Raw genomic sequence first — 15011 nt, forward strand, 5'->3', positions numbered from 1 at the left:
GTCGCCCCGTGTGTTGAAGCCAACTCCGTTCGTCGCCCCGGTATGGTCGAACCTACGACGATTGCGGCGGCCGTCGGCGGACTGGTCGTGCTCGCGGGTATCGCCGCCCTGTTGGGAGGGAACGGCGACGACAAGTACGACGACCCGGAGGCACAGGCCGCCCACGAGCAGGCACAGCAACGCGACCCCAGCGACGTTGCGCCGGTCGGCAGCGAACACACGACCGTCGTCCAGGAACTCGTCGACGGCGGCGAGACCGCCCGCGTCTCGATTCAGGGGCTGTACGTCTTCGTCGAGGACATTCCGAGCGACGTTTCGAAAAACGACACCATCGATATCAAAATCACCGACCACGGTCCGGACGGCACCTCCGGCCGGGCGACGTTCCTCGGTCGGGATTAGTTCGGCAGCGAGAACTCGATTGCCGCGCCCTGTCCGAAGCCGACACACTCGGTTGCGATACCGTTCTCGGCGTCGCGCTTGTGCATCTCGTGGATGAGCGTAACGGGGAGCCGCGCGCCAGAGGCACCCAGCGGGTGCCCGAGCGCGATTGCGCCGCCGTTCACGTTGTAGATGTCCTCGTCGAAGCCGAGCTGCTGGCGACAGTACTCACACTGGGAGGCGAACGCCTCGTTCAACTCGACGAGGTCGTAATCCTCCGCGGAGGTCCCCGAGCGCTCGAACAGCTGCTCGCAGGCCGGAATCGGGCCGATACCCATAACCTCGGGGTCGACGCCGGCGACGGCGTTGTTGCCGACCTCGGCCAGAATCTCGAGGTCGTGCTCCTCGGCGAACGCGCGCGAGGTGACGAGCGTCGCGGCCGCGCCGTCCGTAATCTGGGAGGCGTTGCCCGGCGTGACGGTTCCCTCGGACTTGAACACGGTCGGCAGCTCCGAGAGCTTGTCGCGGTCGATGTCGTGGCGAATCCCTTCGTCGGTGTCCACGACGCCGTCGTCGGTCTCGATGGGAACGATTTCGTCGTCGAAGCGGCCCTCCTCGGTCGCCTCGCTGGCGCGGACGTGGCTGCGGTACGCGTAATCGTCCTGCGTTTCGCGGGACACGTCGTAGCGCTCGGCGACGGCCTCGGCGGTCATCCCCATCGAGAGGGCCGCGACGTTGTAATCGTCGTTGAGACCGGGGTGCATCTCGTTGTTCGCGCCCATCTTGACGCGGGACATGGACTCGACGCCGCCGGCGATGATGGCGTCGCGCTGGCCGGCACGAATCGCGTCCGACGCGGAGATGATCGTCTGGGCCGAGGATGCACACCACCGGTTGACGGTCGTCGCGGGGACCGACTCGCCCAGCTCGGAGAGCAGCGCGATGATGCGCGCCATGTTGTTGCCCTGCTCGGAGCGCTGCTGTGCACAGCCCCACATCAGGTCGTCGATGGTCTCGCCGTCGAGGCCGGTCTCGTCGAGTATCTCGTCGATGAGCGCCACGGAGAGGTCCTCCGGGCGCGTGTCGGCGAAGACGCCGTCCTCTTTGCCGAACGGGGTTCGGACCGCCTGCACGATGACCGGATCGCTGTCACTCATTGTACGCTAGGCGTGTGTCGCTGGCGTGGTAAAGCTATCCCGACCGTGCGACAACAACTGTAAGCGCGTCGTCGGCTGTTGTTTCCAACGGAAACAGATTCGCGCCCCGAGGACGATGCGCTTAACTGCCAGCCCGTCGTTAGTTCCGTGAGATGACCAGCCCCGAGGTCGATATCGTCGAGTTTCTTCTCACGACCCGACTGTACAACGAGCACAGCGAACTAGACGAACGCGACCTCCCTCCCAGCTACCGGCGCGTCTTCTGGTCGGAGGGTGAACTCGAGCGCCCGCTGTCGGCGACGAGCAACAACGCCGCCGCCGCGACCAACGTCGACCGCCCGTGGGAGGCCGTCTCCGGGCTGATGTTCACCGACCGCGACGATTTCTCCGGCTCCATCAGCTTCACCGACGAGGGGATGGCCGAGACGTGGCTGCTCGACCGCATCGAACCCGAGGACGTGGCCGCGAATCCGACCCTCGCGTACGTCTTCGGCGACCAGTTCGGCGTGGAGTACGAGGAGAGCCGCCAGTCGAACCGCCCGATTCACGCCGACCGCGTCTGGATCGACTCCCTGCTCGATGAGATGTTCGACGAGGACGAAGAGGAGATGCTCGACCTCGTCGACATCCGCGCGCCCGAGGAGATCGAGATGCAACTCGACGACCTCGTGTTGACCGAAGACCAGGAAGGCGAGATAGAGAAGGTCGTCAAGGCCATCGAACACCGCGATTATCTCGCCCGTATCGGGCTGCGCGAAATCGGGAAGCTGCTGTTCGTCGGTCCGCCGGGCACCGGGAAGACGAGCGTCGCCCGCGCGCTCGCTCACCAGCTCGATCTCCCGTTCGTCGAGGTGAAGCTGTCGATGATTACGAGCCAGTATCTCGGCGAGACGGCCAAAAACGTCGACAAGACGTTCGAGGTCGCAAAGCGGCTCTCGCCGTGTATCCTCTTCATGGACGAGTTCGACTTCGTCGCGAAGACGCGCTCGTCGGACGAGCACGCGGCTATCAAACGCGCCGTCAACACCCTGCTGAAATCAATCGACGAGATCTCGCTGATTCAGGACGAGGTGCTGCTCATCGGTGCGACGAACCACCCCGACCAACTCGACTCGGCGGCGTGGCGACGCTTCGACGAAATCGTCAACTTCCCGAAGCCGGACTCCGGGATGCGACGCGACATCCTCATGCTCATCACCCGAAGCATGGATATCGACGAGTTCGACCCGCAGGCAATCGCCGACATCACACAGGGGCTCACGGGAAGCGACCTCCGGCTCGTGATGCGCGAGGCCGTCCTCGATGCGCTTACCGAGGAACGCATGACGCTCACACAGGATGATCTCGAACGGGCTGTCGAAGGGTTCGAGGAGCGTGACAACCTCAAGAACATGGACATGATGTCCGACGAGACCGCGCCCGTCGCCGGCGACGGGGGCGACCACGACCACGATCACGACCACTGATGCAGGTGACCTTGCTCGGGACGGGCGACACGACGGGAACGCCGACCCCGGGCTGTGACTGTGACACCTGCGAGCGCGCCCGCGAGTTGGGCGTCGAGCGGACCCGGTTTTCGGTGCACGTCCACAACGAGGCGACCGACGAGTCGCTGCTGGTCGATATCTCGCCCGACTTCCGCCACCAGATGCTCACCAACGAGGTGGCGCTGCCGGATGCTGCCCTCGTCACCCACATCCACTTCGACCACCTCCACGGGCTGGGCAACGCCTACCGGCTGCTGTCGAGTCTCCCCGTCCACGCCGCCGCCGAGACCGACCCCGAGACGGGGGAGTCGGTCGCCGAGACCGTCGCCAGCGAGTACGACTACCTCGACGCGGTGACCGTCACCGGCCACGACACGCACGACTCCTTCGAGGTGTGTGGCTTCGAGGTGACTTTCGTCCCCGTCGTCCACCCGCCGCTGGTGTGTTACGGCGTCCGCATCGACCACGGCGACGCCTCGCTGGCTATCACCGGCGACACCAACTTCGGAATCGCGGACGCCTCACGCGAGGTGCTCCGGGGCGCGGACCTGCTGCTCGCGGACGGTATCACCCCCGCCTCGCGGTGTCAGTACCACCCGCTCGGCGGCGACCACCACGACGACGAGGGGGTCCCCCGCACGTTCGGGACGAAACACATGACAATCGAGGGCGCACGCGACCTCGCGGCGGAACTCGACGCCGACCGCTACCGCGTGCTCCACGTCTCACACTTCACGCAGGCCGAGCAAGCCTTCGAGGACCCGCTCGCCGTCGACGGCGAGCAGTATCACCTGTAGCGGTCCAAGCCGACCTGTCTGTCTCTCGCGCCCGCCGGGTCGCGAATCCACGGCGAGTGTTCTGCCCTTCGCGCGTCGATATCCACCTCGGGACCCGCACCCTCGCTCTCGCAGGCCTCCGCCGGCCGGACGAACCGCGCTTGATTGGTGCAGTAGGCCAGCCCGTCGACGCCGGCAATCGCTCGCTCCTCGACGTGCGGGCAGTCCGGGAATGGGACGCGCCACCCCTTCCCGTAGGCGCGCTCGGCGATGCGGCGGCGATACTGCTGTTTCTCCTCACTTCCGACTGGCCGAATCTCGGTGTGGCCCGGATACTGTTCTAGAATCTCGATACCCCCGCGCTTCGGGTCCAGCGGCGTCGCCTCCCGTATCGTCGCCCGGTCGCCCGTCTCGGGGTCGACGCGCCAGACGCCCACCTCCTCGGGGATGCGATTCAGGTGCGCGCCGGTGACGTGGCTGGCGGTCGCGAGCCACACCTCGTCGAAGAGGGCGAGTGACACGTCCTTGCGCAGTTGGAGTTCCAACTCGCCCGGCCGGTCGAGATCCGGCTTGTTCTCGATGCCGACGAGTCCGTCGAACCACCGGTCGGGGTAGCGTGTCGTCGCCCGGACGTACTCCTGGCCGCCGCGCCGCTCACGAGTGAGATAGCCGCAGTCGATACCCGCCTCGATTGCGCCGCGCGCGTAGCCCGACCCGCCGACGGTGTTCTGGGGTCGCTTTGCCGTCCCGGGACCGATGTCGGCCTCGAGCAGTCGGGGCGGAATCGTCTCGCTCGTGAGCCGGCGGCGGTCGTCGAACTCGGCTCCCGGCTCCACGACGACCGTATCAATCACGCGCGAGCCGTGGATGCCGCCGGCGAGCTGGCGGGCGACGAGCTTGCCGTCGCGCTCTAGCCCGGCACAGACGGCAACCTCGAAGTCGAACTCGCGCACGGTCGAGATTGGCCGCTCGCGAGCAAAAGCCCGACGGCTAAACCCCTCGCGCTCCTCGCCCGGGTATGGACTGGAGTGAGTTGTTCGCCCGCGCCGAACAGTACGATGTGACCGCCCCCGACATCGAGACGCATCTCGCCGAGCTTCGCGACGATGAGTGACGAGCCGGACCTGACGCGCATCGTCGTCGACGCCGACGTGCTCGCAGCCGACCTGCTCGTCGGCGGACACGCCCGGCTGGTCCTCGATACGATTCGGGGCCACTCGTGGCTCACGCTCGTCGTCTCCGAGCCGCTGCTGGATGACACGGAGCGACTGGTCGCGGACCTCGCGGACGCCGACCTCGCGGCCGACCACCGCGCGAAGCTCGAATCCCTCGCCGAAATCGTCGAGCATCCGGAGGGGGACCATCCCGGACTGGCTGCGGCCTATCGCGGCGAGGCGGCGCATCTCGTCACCTTCGACGACAAGCTGGCGAGCGTTGAGGCCGGCGCGGTGTTGAAACAGCACGTCACCGTGAGCGTCCGCCCTCCGAGCGCGTTCGCCCGGCTGTTCGACCCCGAAGCCCTGTGGCCCGAGGTTGGCGACGGGGAGTACCCCGGCCCGGACCGCGAGCTACAGTGATTTCTCCATCCCGACGACCTCGATGCCGCCGGGACTCGCCTCGGTCGCGCCCGCCTCGTAGCCGGCGGCCTCGTAGAACCCGACAGCGTTGAGCGACGACTGGAGAGACAGGGAGTCGACTCCCTGACCGCGTGCGTACCCCTCCAAGTGTGCGAGCAGTGCGGTCCCGACGCCGCGGCGTTCACAGTCGGGATGAACGTACACCGCTCGAATCTCGCCGGCCTCGGGAACGACTTCGCCGAAGCCACAGACGCGGTCGGTGACGGCGACGACGAAGTGACTCGCTGGGTCATCGACGGGGTAATCGTCGGGACCTCGCTCGCCGCGCTTCGCCCACGCCGCGGTCGTCGCCTCGTCGTACGCGCGCCGGCCACCGGCTTCGGCCGCGGCGGTGTGGAGTTCGGCGACCGCCGACAGCTCTGTCGGGGTCGGTGGACGCACCTGCATACCTGGTGTTTGGTCGCCGAGCGCAAAGAAAACTCGAACGCGCAGATACGACTGCGCTACCGGTCGGCGTACCAGTCCGCGAACGTCGCGAGCGCGCGGCCGCGGTGTGAGATGGCGTTCTTCTGGTCTGCGCCCATCTCCGCGAACGTCTGGCCGTCGTGTTCGAAGATGGGGTCGTAGCCGAAGCCGTCGTCGCCACGCGGCTCGACGATTCGTCCCGGGACCGAGCCGACGAACAGCTTGACCGGAAGCTCCCCCTCGGCGACGGTATCGTCGGTCGCGGCGCGGTCGCGGTCGTCGGCGGCGAGGTCCTGTCCGCGGCGCTCGCCGCGGTCCACGGGTTCGGGCGTCGCGGCGAACGGCTCGCCGTCGCAGTAGGCGAGCACACACCGGAACGCCGCCCGCGTCGCGTCCGCGTCGCGGGCAACCTCGCCGACGCGCTCGACGCCGAGCGTGTCCTCGACGTACGCCGAGTACGGTCCCGGGAAGCCGTCGAGCCCCTCGATGAACAGCCCGGCGTCGTCCACGATGACCGGCTCGCCGGCCACGCGGTAGGCCTCTCGTGCACCGGCTGCGGCGATGGGTTCGAGCTCGTCGGCCTGCGGCTCGGCGTAGTCGTAATCGAGCTGGGTCACGTCGTCGTCGAGATACGACAGCGCTTCCCGAATCTTCCCCTCGTTCGTCGTGACGTAGCGGAGGCTCACGGACGTACTGCGTCCGAAGCGAGTAAAGTCGCGTCGAACTCCGTTACTCGTCGACCAGCACTTCGACCGGCTCCTCGTCGTCGGTCTCCTCGCCGCCGCGTTCCTGCTGGTAAAACAGCGCGCCGACGAGTCCGACGACGAGCCACGACCGCCAGTTGGCCAGGTTCAGCGTGTACCCCACGCCGAACGGCTTCTCGACGAGCATTCCCTCGCCCGGCTGCCAGTAGGCCGACAGCATCCGGCCGAGCGACGGCCGCTCGAAGTTGTACGGGATTCCAAGCAGTTCGCCCGACTCAGGTGTGTCGCTCATAGTCGGCGTTCGACGCGCCGACAAAAGGAGTTACCGGTCTCACTGGTAGCGACCGCGTCCCTCCACCTCGCGCAGTTGCGCGATGACCGCGGCGTCGCCCCGCGACTCGTACCCGGCCTCGAAGGCCTCGGTCAGCCGGTCGGCGTCGTCGCTCGTCCCGGCGAGTGACCCCTCGAAGACGTGGAGGTCCATCGCGTAATCCTCGACGTGTTTCGTGTGGTAGCCGAGACCGAAGTCGATGAGGAAGACTCGCTCCTCCCCGACGCGCGCGTTCCGCGGCGTCGGGTCGCCGTGGACGAAGCCCGCATCGTGACACGCGGCGAGGTGTCGACCAACGGCCCGGACGTTCGGCTCGGTCAGCGCCTCGCGCAAATCCCGGTCGCCGACGCGCTCGAATTCGAGCACGTGGTCGGTGTCGTCCACGTCGAAGACGACGGGGGTCGGGACGCCTTCGCGGCGCGCGAGATTCGTCAGTCGCGCCTCCTGTCGCGTGCGCTCGCTCCGCAGCCGCTCGTCCAGCGTCGGGTGACGATACGCCTTGCCGACGCGTTCCTTCCTGACGCGCTCGCCCATCGTGACGACCGCCTCCGCGCCGCGAATCTCGTTCGTCGCCGGGCGCGCGACGGACACGTCGCCACCGGCGTCCCACGTCACGTTCACCTGATTCGGGCGGAAATCCGAGTCGATGGCCGACTCCGAGACCGGAATCGTGTCGCCGGCCTCGTACATCCGCGCGCCGAGGACGGCAATCATCCCAGCGTTATCCCGCAGAAATCGGGACTCGGGAGCGTGGAACGTCGCCCCTCGCGTCTCACACATCGTCGCGAGCATCTCACGCAGGCGGGCGTTCTGTCCGACGCCCCCGCCTAAGACGAGTTCCTCCGCGCCGGTCAGCGACAGCGCCCGCTCGGACACCTCCGTCAACATCGCGAAGATGGTCTCCTGCAACGAGAAACACACGTCCTCGACCGGCACGCCGTCGTCGACGGCCTGTTTCGCCGCGCTCATGATTCCCGAAAAGGAGAAATCCATCCCCTTCACGACGTACGGGAGCGGGACGTACTCGCCTGCTTTGGCTCGCTCTTCCACCTTCGGCCCGCCCGGATGCGACCAGCCGAGATGGCGGGTGAACTTGTCGATGGCGTTGCCGACGCCGGTGTCCATCGTCTCCCCGAGGATGCGGTAGCGGCCGCCCCGATAGCCGAGCAGGTGGGCGTTCGCGCCGCTGGCGTTCAGACAGACGGGCGACCGGAAGCCGGACTCGTGGCGGCCGATTTCGAGGTGGGCGATCATGTGGTTGACGCCGACGAGCGGCACGTCGAGCGAGAGCGAGAGCGCCCGCGCCGCGGTCGCGACGATACGGAGACACGGGCCGAGTCCCGGTCCCCGCGAGAAGGCGACGGCGTCGATAGCGGGCTCGCCGTCGCTAGCCATCCGTTCGGCCTGTTCGCGTGCCGTCCGGACGACGCGTGGAATCGCCTCGCGCATGTGTTCGGCGGCCTCGCGCGGGTGAATACCGCCGCTGTCTGGTTCGTAGGCGTCGGACTCGATGACGGTCTCGTCGGTCGCGGTGTCGTGGACGGCGGCGCTTGCACACCACGCGGTGCCTTCGATGCCGAGGATGCGGCTCACGGTCTCCCCGTCCGTGGACGCAGACGAGCGGAAAACGAAACGTCGGTCATGCCCGGACGGGCGTTACTCGTCGGTGTACTCGGTGTAACCGCACTTCCCACAGTGGAGTCGGTCGCCGTGGTCACCGAGGAAGGTGTCACCACACCGCGGACACTGCTGTTTGTCCGTGGTGCCGTCGTCGTTGTAGTACTCGTGGCGGGCCATCAGGCCTCGACCTCCTCGCCGTCCTCCTCGTCTTCGATTTTGTTGCGGTCGAGCATGTACTCCTGTTCGACTTCGGTGGCGACGTCCGCGTTGTCGTACACCTTCGCGTAGCCGACGGTCGTCCGCATCCCGTACTTGGTGTCGAGATTGTGGATGACGACCTCGTCGGCGTCCTTGTTGAGCGTGGCGGCGAGCGAATCACGCACGGAGAGCCGCGACGGGCTGGCCTCCTCGTGAGTCACCTCGAACCGCACGTCCGTCCGGTGCAACATGGGGTTCTCGTCTTCGGAGATAACGTCGATTTCCATGGTTCGTTGCCCGTATATCCCGCCGAAATGCGTAAAAGGATTTCGAGTCGCCGACTCAGACGCCCAGAATCTCGTACGCTCGCTCGTGGTTTCCGACGAACGAGTCGAGTAGCTCTCGCACCTGCTCGCGCAACTCCGGCGTCACCGTCGCCAGCACCATCCCCTCGTCGGGCTGGCCGTAGACGACGCTCGCCCTGTCGGGCAGGACGAGCACCGCCGGCAGCGCAGCGAGGTCCTCCTCGCCGAGCACCTCCACCAGCGTCGGGCCGTCGCGCTCGGCGGTGAGCACCTCCAGTATCGCTTCCGACAGCGCGCCGGCGGGCGATTCGAGTTCGATTCGCGCGTCGAAGCCGGTCGTCGCCTCGCGCACCGACTCGCGGACGCGTTCGCGTTTCGTCTTCCCGTCAACGAGCGCGAGCGCCGGGTAGTAGCCCGCCTCCAGCAGGTGGTAGGTGACGATGTCGCCGACCGCGACGACCGGCTCGCCGGCCGCCGCGAGCAGTTCGTCGGCGTCCTGATAGATGGGACCCAGGGGGTCTTTGAGTTCGCTGCGAAGGTCGGCCGGCAGTTCGAGCAGCACGCCCATTACCGGACTTTCAGCGCGTACTTGCCCGGCTCGGTAATCTCCATCTCGGTCGCAATCTGTGATTCTTCCGGGTGGGTGATGACGACGTAGCCCGCCCAGTCTTCCGTCAGGGAGTTCGAGCCGCAGGCCGGACACTGCTCGCCGTCCTCGACGTCGAGCACGCGGTGACAGTCACGACAGACGAGTCGTTGGGCCATCTAGTTCCCCTCTGCCCGCTCTTTGCGGTTCTCTTCGAGCCACTCGTGTTTGCCGAGTCCGACCTGCTTTGCGGTCAGCCCGATCTTCGAGTCGCGGGGGTTGCGCTCGTCGATGCTCTTGGTGACGATCCGCGTCCGAACCGCGTCGCCGACACCGAGAATGCGCCCGGAGTCGCGAGAGGCGAGCTGTTCGTTCTCGCCGTCGAAGGCGAGATACTCGTCGGAAATCTGAGAGACGTGGAGCAGCCCGTCGACCGGGCCGATGCCGACGAACGCGCCGAAGTTGACCGCCTCGACGACTTCGCCGTCGACGACCTCCTGCATCTGTGGGTCGTAGGTGATGGCCTCGAAGGTGGCCTCGTAGTAGACGCTGGGCTGGTTCGGGACGACCGCGCCGGTGCCGATGTTCGTCACGTCCGTGACGGTGACGACGGAGCCGACCTGCTCGTCCATCTTCCCCTCCAGCTTCTGCTGGAGCAGCTGTTTGATTAGTTCCGACGGTACATCCGGGGAGGAGCGGTCCGGCAGAAACTCCGGGGGCACCTCCACCGTATCCTTGAGTGTGACCTTCTTGTACATTAGTTCGTTATCGCGAGTTTATGCTCCCCGCGTAAACAGATTACGGGAACGCCAGCGTCCGCGAGCCGCTGTCGCAGTGGTTTGTCGTTCGTTACGGCGTATGCACACTCTTCTCCGAGTGCGAGCACCGCGTCGTCAGCGTACGTCTCGTCGGTAGCCACGACGGTACACCGGTCGACGAGGTCACGGCCGACGGAGGCGGCGACCCCCTCCTGTCCGTTCCCCTCGGCCAGCTTGTCGAGTTCCGCGACGACCGTCTCCGGGACGACCAGCTCGTAGTCGTCAAGCAGCCGGTCGAGCTCGTCGAACAGCCGCACGTCGCACTCGACGGGCATCATCAACGCGTTCGTGTCTACCGCGACCCGCATTATTCGAGCGTCCCGACGCCGATGAGTCGCCAGCGCGCGCCGACCCGGCGGCTGATGGCAATCTTCGCGCCCGACTCCGCACAGACGGGCCGCTGGAGCGTGACCTCGGCCTCGTCGTCGCGCGCGGAGGTGACCGAGCCGACCGTCGTGGCCGTCCCGACCGTCAACATCAGCGGCTCGTTCGTCGATATCGGCTCGATTTCGTCGTCGTCGGCGCTCACGACGCGGTCCAGCAGCTCCACGTCCATCGTGAAGCTGTCGTGGACCGGCGGCAGCGAGTCGGCCGGCCCGGCGACCTGCCCGGCCAGTCCGTCACCCTTCGTCAGCGACGGGTCCAGTCCCGTGCCGACGCCGATGAGACCGCCGGGCGTGGCGGAGTCGACGGTCGACCCGCCCGCCTGCAGCGAGCGCACCGTCGTCGCCACCGGGTCGTAGTCGCCGTCGTCCTCGCGGCCGGGGCGAATCTCGATATCCGTGTCAACGTCGAGGGTCCCCTGCGTGAGCGAGCCGCCGATGACGCCGCCGGTGAGCGTATCGAACGTCGTGCCCGGACGGTTGATGTCGAAGGAGCGAGCGACGAGCAGCCGCGGGTCCGCGTCGGGGTCGCGGTCCGGCGTCGGAATCGTCTCCTCGATGGCGTCGATGAGCACGTCGATGTTGATTTCCTGTTCTGCCGAAATCGGGACGACCGGCGCGTCCTCCGCGACGGTGCCCTCCACGAACTCCTGAATCTGCTCGTAGTTCTCGCGGGCCTGCTCGCTGTCCACGAGGTCGATCTTGTTCTGGGCGATGACGACGTTCTCGATGCCGATGATGTCGAGCGCCATCAGGTGCTCTTCGGTCTGTGCCTGTGGCACCTCCTCGTTTGCCCCCACGACGAGGACGGCCCCGTCCATAATCGAGGCACCAGAGAGCATCGTCGCCATCAGCGTCTCGTGGCCGGGCGCGTCCACGAAGGAGACGGTGCGGACGTGCTCGGTCTCGACGCCGTCCACCTCGTTCGCGACGGTGTAGCAGTCGGGAGCGTCGACGTCCGGTCGCCGCCGGAACGTCGCGTCCGCGTAGCCGAGCCGGATGGAGATTCCGCGCTTCATCTCCTCGGAGTGCTGGTCGGTCCATTCGCCGGACAGCGCCTGTACGAGCGTCGTCTTCCCGTGGTCGACGTGACCCACCAGTCCGATGTTCACCTCCGGTTGTTGATGATTTGCAGTCATTGCGTAATTGCGTAGATTTGGCTCCGTGCGACTGATAAAGCTACCGTGTCGCAGAAAGCAGCCGCGACGCAGCGAACGGTTTAGTGGCTCTCTCCCGAAGTGGACGTATGAGCGATGCCCCACCGAGCGACACGGAGTCGCTGCTCGCCTGCGAGGAGTGTCTCGCCCCCTCCGAGGCCTTTGCCGTCGTCGGCAACGAGACCCGACTCTCCATCCTCGAAGCCCTCTGGACGCTCAACCGCCCCGCCGCCTTCTCCGACATTCGCCGCGAGGTCGGCATGTCCGACTCCGCGCAGTTCAACTATCACCTCTCGAAGCTCCGCGGCCAGTTCATCCACAAGACCGAGGGCGGCTACGAGTTCCGCGCCGCCGGCCGGTCGGTCATCGCAGCCGTGCTCTCGGGCACGCTGAATCAGGACCCGACGCTGGAGCCGTTCACCGTCGCCGGCTCCTGTCTCTCGTGTGACGGCCCGCTCGAGGCCGTCTACGAGGACGAGCGCATCGAAATCCGGTGTCGCGACTGCGAGCGCAGCCACGGCGGCTACGCCTTCCCGCCCGGCGGCATCGAGGACCGCACCCGCGAGGAGCTGATGGCCGCGTTCAATCAGCGCGCCCGCCATCTCTCCTGTCTCTCGGCCGACGGCGTCTGTCCCGACTGCTCCGGGCGCATGGAGACGCATCTGACCGACGTGCGCGACACCGACGACCCCGAGCGCGTGCGCGTCGAACACGAGTGTCAGCGGTGTCACCACACCATCCGGTCGTCGGTCGGACTCGTCTTGCTCGATGACGCCCGCATCGTCTCCTTCTATCAGGCCCACGACATCGACCTGAACAGCGTCCCCTTCTGGACGCTCGACTGGTGTGTCTCCGACCGCCACACGACCGTCGAGCGCAGCGGCGACCCGTGGCGGCTCACCCTCTCGATTCCACTCGAGGACGAACAGCTCGTCTTGGACCTCGACGGCGACCTCTCCGTGCTCGCCGCCGAGCGCCGTCCCGTCTGACCCCCCACGGCTAAACCGTCGCCGGACGTCCTTGGAGTATGCTCGACACCGACCGCATCACGACGCTCACCTTCGATTCGTACAGCACCATCGTCGACGTCGGCTCCGCGGTCGACGCGCTCGACGAGTACGTCCCCAACCCCGAGCAGGTGGCAGAGCGGTGGCGCTCGCAGTCGCTCATGTACTCGGTCGTCGTCAACGACGTGGACAGCTACGAGCCGTTTTACGAGCTGAATCGCCGCGCGCTCACCTACGCGCTCGACACCGCGGGCGCGGACGTGACCGACGACGAGCGCGAGGAGATTCTGTCGGTGTACATGGACCTCCACGTCTTCTCGGACGTGCGCGCGGGCCTCGACCGGCTCACCGACGCGTACGACTGCTGGGTCGTCTCGAACGGGAATCCGGAGATGCTCGACCGGATGTTCGAGGTGGCGGACCTCCACGACCGCGTCGAGGGGTACGTCAGCGCCGACGAGGTGGAGACGTTCAAGCCGGACGGCGAACTGTACCGCCACGCCGCCGGCCGTATCGACACCCCGATCGAGGAGATCGCCCACGTCACCGCCGGCTGGTTCGACGTGGCGGGCGCGGAGGCGGCCGGGATGCAGGGCGTGTGGGTGAACCGCGACGACGGTCCCTACCCGAACGTCGGCCCGGACCCGTCGCTGGCGGTGGACTCCTTCACCGCGCTGGCCGACGAACTCGGACTGTAGAACCACCACGACTATACGTTATTCTGCGAATATCGCGGCATGGATACAGGACGCACCACCGTGCTCGTGTTGGTGGTACTGCTCTCCACGTCCCTGTTAGCAGGTGTGGCCTACAGCAGCGGGTCGGTCCAGGAGACGACGACGACCGACGAACGGTACACTCTCTTCGGCGTGCAGGCAGACGGCTGGTTCGGCTACAACAACGGTTACGCGGCCGTCGTGGACGAGTCCGGCAACACGGTCTGGAACTGGTCGGTCCCCAACTCACGGGTGTTCGACACCGAGCAGTTGGAGAACGGCAACATCCTCATCAGCGTCGCCGTCTCCGTTCCGCAGTCGGAGTGTCCCACCCACTACCAGGAGGACCAGTACGACCGGCCGTGCGTCCAGAACCGCGTCGTCGAGGTGGATTACGAGAGTAAAGACGTGGTGTGGGAGTACTCGTGGTTCGACGCCTTCCCGAACCACCACGAGGTGCACGACGCCGACCGACTCGACAGCGGCGAGACGGCCATCGCCGACATGGGGAACCACCGCGCGTTCACCGTCGACCAGTCGGGGACCATCACCTGGGAGTGGAACGCCAGCGACCACATCAGCCGCGGCACGGAGTGGTTCGACGAACACGTCCCCGAGGGGAGCGAGGAGGAGTTCGCCCGCAACGGTCCCGAGTCCGACTGGACGCACCTCAACGACATCGACCACTTGGAGAACGGGAACTTCCTGCTGTCCGTTCGCAACTACGACGTGACACTGGAGGTCGCGCGCAACGAGAGCATCGTCGAGACGTACGGCGAACCGGGCAACCACTCGATTATGAACGAACAGCACAACCCGAACCTGCTGGAGAACGCCGGGACGCTCGTGGTCGCTGACTCGGGCAACGACCGCATCGTCGAAATCAACGCGTCGACCCAGGAGGTCATCTCCGAGTACGGCTCCGTGCCCCCCGGCTCGAACGTCGGTGACCCGTCGCTCCGGTGGCCCCGCGACGCCGACCGCCTCCCGAACGGCAACACCCTCATCACGGACTCGCGGCGGTTCCGCATCCTCGAGGTCGCGCCCAACGGCACGGTCGTCTGGTCACACCTCCGCCAGGAGGAGCGCTCGCTCGTCTACGAGGCCGACCGCATCCGGCTCGACGGCGAGTATCTCCCCGAGGAGCCGTCCGTCGCGGACACCGACGGGACGCTCGTCACGCGGACGAACCGGCCGCTGACCGACCTCTACGCGACGCTCGACTCGTATCTCGCGTTCGTGCCGTTCCTGCCGACGTGGCTCGGCCCGCTCCCGCTGCTGGTCGCTATCGGTGACCTCGGCGCAGGACTGCTGCTCGTTCGGGAACTCCGGCGGTAACAGCG

Annotated in this window: 20 protein-coding genes; 7 read left to right on the forward strand and 13 right to left on the reverse strand. The window is 66.7% G+C overall.

Features of this window, described 5'->3' with window-relative positions; all coding sequences use genetic code 11:
- Positions 1–42: 42 nt before the first annotated feature.
- The gene (locus DM818_RS08095; protein WP_075937238.1) at positions 43–402 is read left to right on the forward strand and encodes a hypothetical protein; all 360 of its coding nucleotides are present in this window, start codon (positions 43–45) and stop codon (positions 400–402) included.
- On the opposite strand, the gene DM818_RS08100 is transcribed toward DM818_RS08095, so the two are convergent.
- Positions 399–1538, reverse strand: coding sequence for a thiolase family protein (locus tag DM818_RS08100; protein WP_075937237.1), 1140 nt, complete (start codon positions 1536–1538; stop codon positions 399–401). The genes DM818_RS08095 and DM818_RS08100 overlap by 4 nt on opposite strands.
- A 152-nt stretch (positions 1539–1690) precedes the next feature.
- On the opposite strand from DM818_RS08100, the gene DM818_RS08105 reads away from it, so the two are divergent.
- Together DM818_RS08105 and DM818_RS08110 are read left to right on the forward strand one after the other, a co-directional pair.
- Positions 1691–3004, forward strand: a complete 1314-nt coding sequence (locus DM818_RS08105; protein WP_075937236.1) for an ATP-binding protein — start codon at positions 1691–1693, stop codon at positions 3002–3004.
- Positions 3004–3822 carry an MBL fold metallo-hydrolase gene (locus DM818_RS08110; protein WP_075937235.1) on the forward strand — a complete coding sequence of 273 codons (819 nt, stop codon included), beginning with the start codon at positions 3004–3006 and terminating at the stop codon, positions 3820–3822. The genes DM818_RS08105 and DM818_RS08110 overlap by 1 nt, the downstream gene beginning before the upstream one ends.
- Here the strand turns inward: DM818_RS08110 and DM818_RS08115 are convergent.
- Entirely contained in the window at positions 3813–4754 is a 942-nt protein-coding gene (locus tag DM818_RS08115) for a DUF5787 family protein (RefSeq protein WP_153952525.1), read from the reverse strand. The two genes, DM818_RS08110 and DM818_RS08115, sit on opposite strands and share 10 nt — an antisense overlap.
- Positions 4755–4907: 153 nt before the next feature.
- Between DM818_RS08115 and DM818_RS08120 the strand changes: the two genes are divergently transcribed.
- Entirely contained in the window at positions 4908–5378 is a 471-nt protein-coding gene (locus DM818_RS08120) for a DUF7384 family protein (protein WP_123124478.1), read from the forward strand.
- Here the strand turns inward: DM818_RS08120 and DM818_RS08125 are convergent.
- The 11 genes from DM818_RS08125 to DM818_RS08175 form a co-directional block, all read right to left on the reverse strand.
- Entirely contained in the window at positions 5370–5825 is a 456-nt protein-coding gene (locus tag DM818_RS08125; RefSeq protein ID WP_123124477.1) for a GNAT family N-acetyltransferase, read from the reverse strand. The genes DM818_RS08120 and DM818_RS08125 overlap by 9 nt on opposite strands.
- Positions 5826–5881: 56 nt before the next feature.
- The gene (locus tag DM818_RS08130; protein ID WP_075937231.1) at positions 5882–6529 is read right to left on the reverse strand and encodes a non-canonical purine NTP pyrophosphatase; all 648 of its coding nucleotides are present in this window, start codon (positions 6527–6529) and stop codon (positions 5882–5884) included.
- 43 nt (positions 6530–6572) lie between these two features.
- Entirely contained in the window at positions 6573–6839 is a 267-nt protein-coding gene (locus tag DM818_RS08135; RefSeq protein WP_075937230.1) for a DUF5808 domain-containing protein, read from the reverse strand.
- Between the two features lie 39 nt (positions 6840–6878).
- Positions 6879–8471, reverse strand: a complete 1593-nt coding sequence (locus tag DM818_RS08140) for a bifunctional N(6)-L-threonylcarbamoyladenine synthase/serine/threonine protein kinase (protein ID WP_123124476.1) — start codon at positions 8469–8471, stop codon at positions 6879–6881.
- A gap of 63 nt (positions 8472–8534) precedes the next feature.
- Entirely contained in the window at positions 8535–8675 is a 141-nt protein-coding gene (locus tag DM818_RS08145) for a 30S ribosomal protein S27ae (protein WP_075937228.1), read from the reverse strand.
- Positions 8675–8983, reverse strand: a complete 309-nt coding sequence (locus DM818_RS08150; RefSeq protein ID WP_075937227.1) for a 30S ribosomal protein S24e — start codon at positions 8981–8983, stop codon at positions 8675–8677. Before DM818_RS08150 ends, DM818_RS08145 begins: the two co-directional genes overlap by 1 nt.
- Before the next feature lie 55 nt (positions 8984–9038).
- Positions 9039–9560 carry a GTP-dependent dephospho-CoA kinase family protein gene (locus DM818_RS08155; protein WP_172977335.1) on the reverse strand — a complete coding sequence of 174 codons (522 nt, stop codon included), beginning with the start codon at positions 9558–9560 and terminating at the stop codon, positions 9039–9041.
- An 8-nt stretch (positions 9561–9568) separates the two neighbouring features.
- Entirely contained in the window at positions 9569–9766 is a 198-nt protein-coding gene (gene spt4 / locus DM818_RS08160; RefSeq protein WP_075937225.1) for a transcription elongation factor subunit Spt4, read from the reverse strand.
- Complete coding sequence (locus DM818_RS08165; protein WP_075937224.1) at positions 9767–10345, reverse strand: DNA-directed RNA polymerase; 579 nt, start codon at positions 10343–10345, stop codon at positions 9767–9769. It lies immediately after the preceding gene.
- Positions 10345–10713, reverse strand: a complete 369-nt coding sequence (locus DM818_RS08170; RefSeq protein ID WP_075937223.1) for a PIN domain-containing protein — start codon at positions 10711–10713, stop codon at positions 10345–10347. Before DM818_RS08170 ends, DM818_RS08165 begins: the two co-directional genes overlap by 1 nt.
- A complete protein-coding gene (locus DM818_RS08175) occupies positions 10713–11927 on the reverse strand; it encodes a translation initiation factor IF-2 subunit gamma (protein WP_123124474.1) in 1215 nt (404 codons plus the stop codon). Before DM818_RS08175 ends, DM818_RS08170 begins: the two co-directional genes overlap by 1 nt.
- Before the next feature lie 107 nt (positions 11928–12034).
- On the opposite strand from DM818_RS08175, the gene DM818_RS08180 reads away from it, so the two are divergent.
- The 3 genes from DM818_RS08180 to DM818_RS08190 are packed head-to-tail and all read left to right on the forward strand — an operon-like array spanning position 12035 to position 15006.
- The gene (locus tag DM818_RS08180; RefSeq protein WP_123124473.1) at positions 12035–12934 is read left to right on the forward strand and encodes a winged helix-turn-helix domain-containing protein; all 900 of its coding nucleotides are present in this window, start codon (positions 12035–12037) and stop codon (positions 12932–12934) included.
- 38 nt (positions 12935–12972) lie between these two features.
- Complete coding sequence (locus DM818_RS08185; protein ID WP_123124472.1) at positions 12973–13650, forward strand: haloacid dehalogenase type II; 678 nt, start codon at positions 12973–12975, stop codon at positions 13648–13650.
- 39 nt (positions 13651–13689) lie between these two features.
- Positions 13690–15006, forward strand: a complete 1317-nt coding sequence (locus DM818_RS08190; protein ID WP_123124471.1) for an aryl-sulfate sulfotransferase — start codon at positions 13690–13692, stop codon at positions 15004–15006.
- Positions 15007–15011: the final 5 nt, after the last annotated feature.

The organism is Halosegnis longus (genome assembly GCF_009663395.1).
Taxonomy (GTDB): domain Archaea; phylum Halobacteriota; class Halobacteria; order Halobacteriales; family Haloarculaceae; genus Halosegnis; species Halosegnis longus.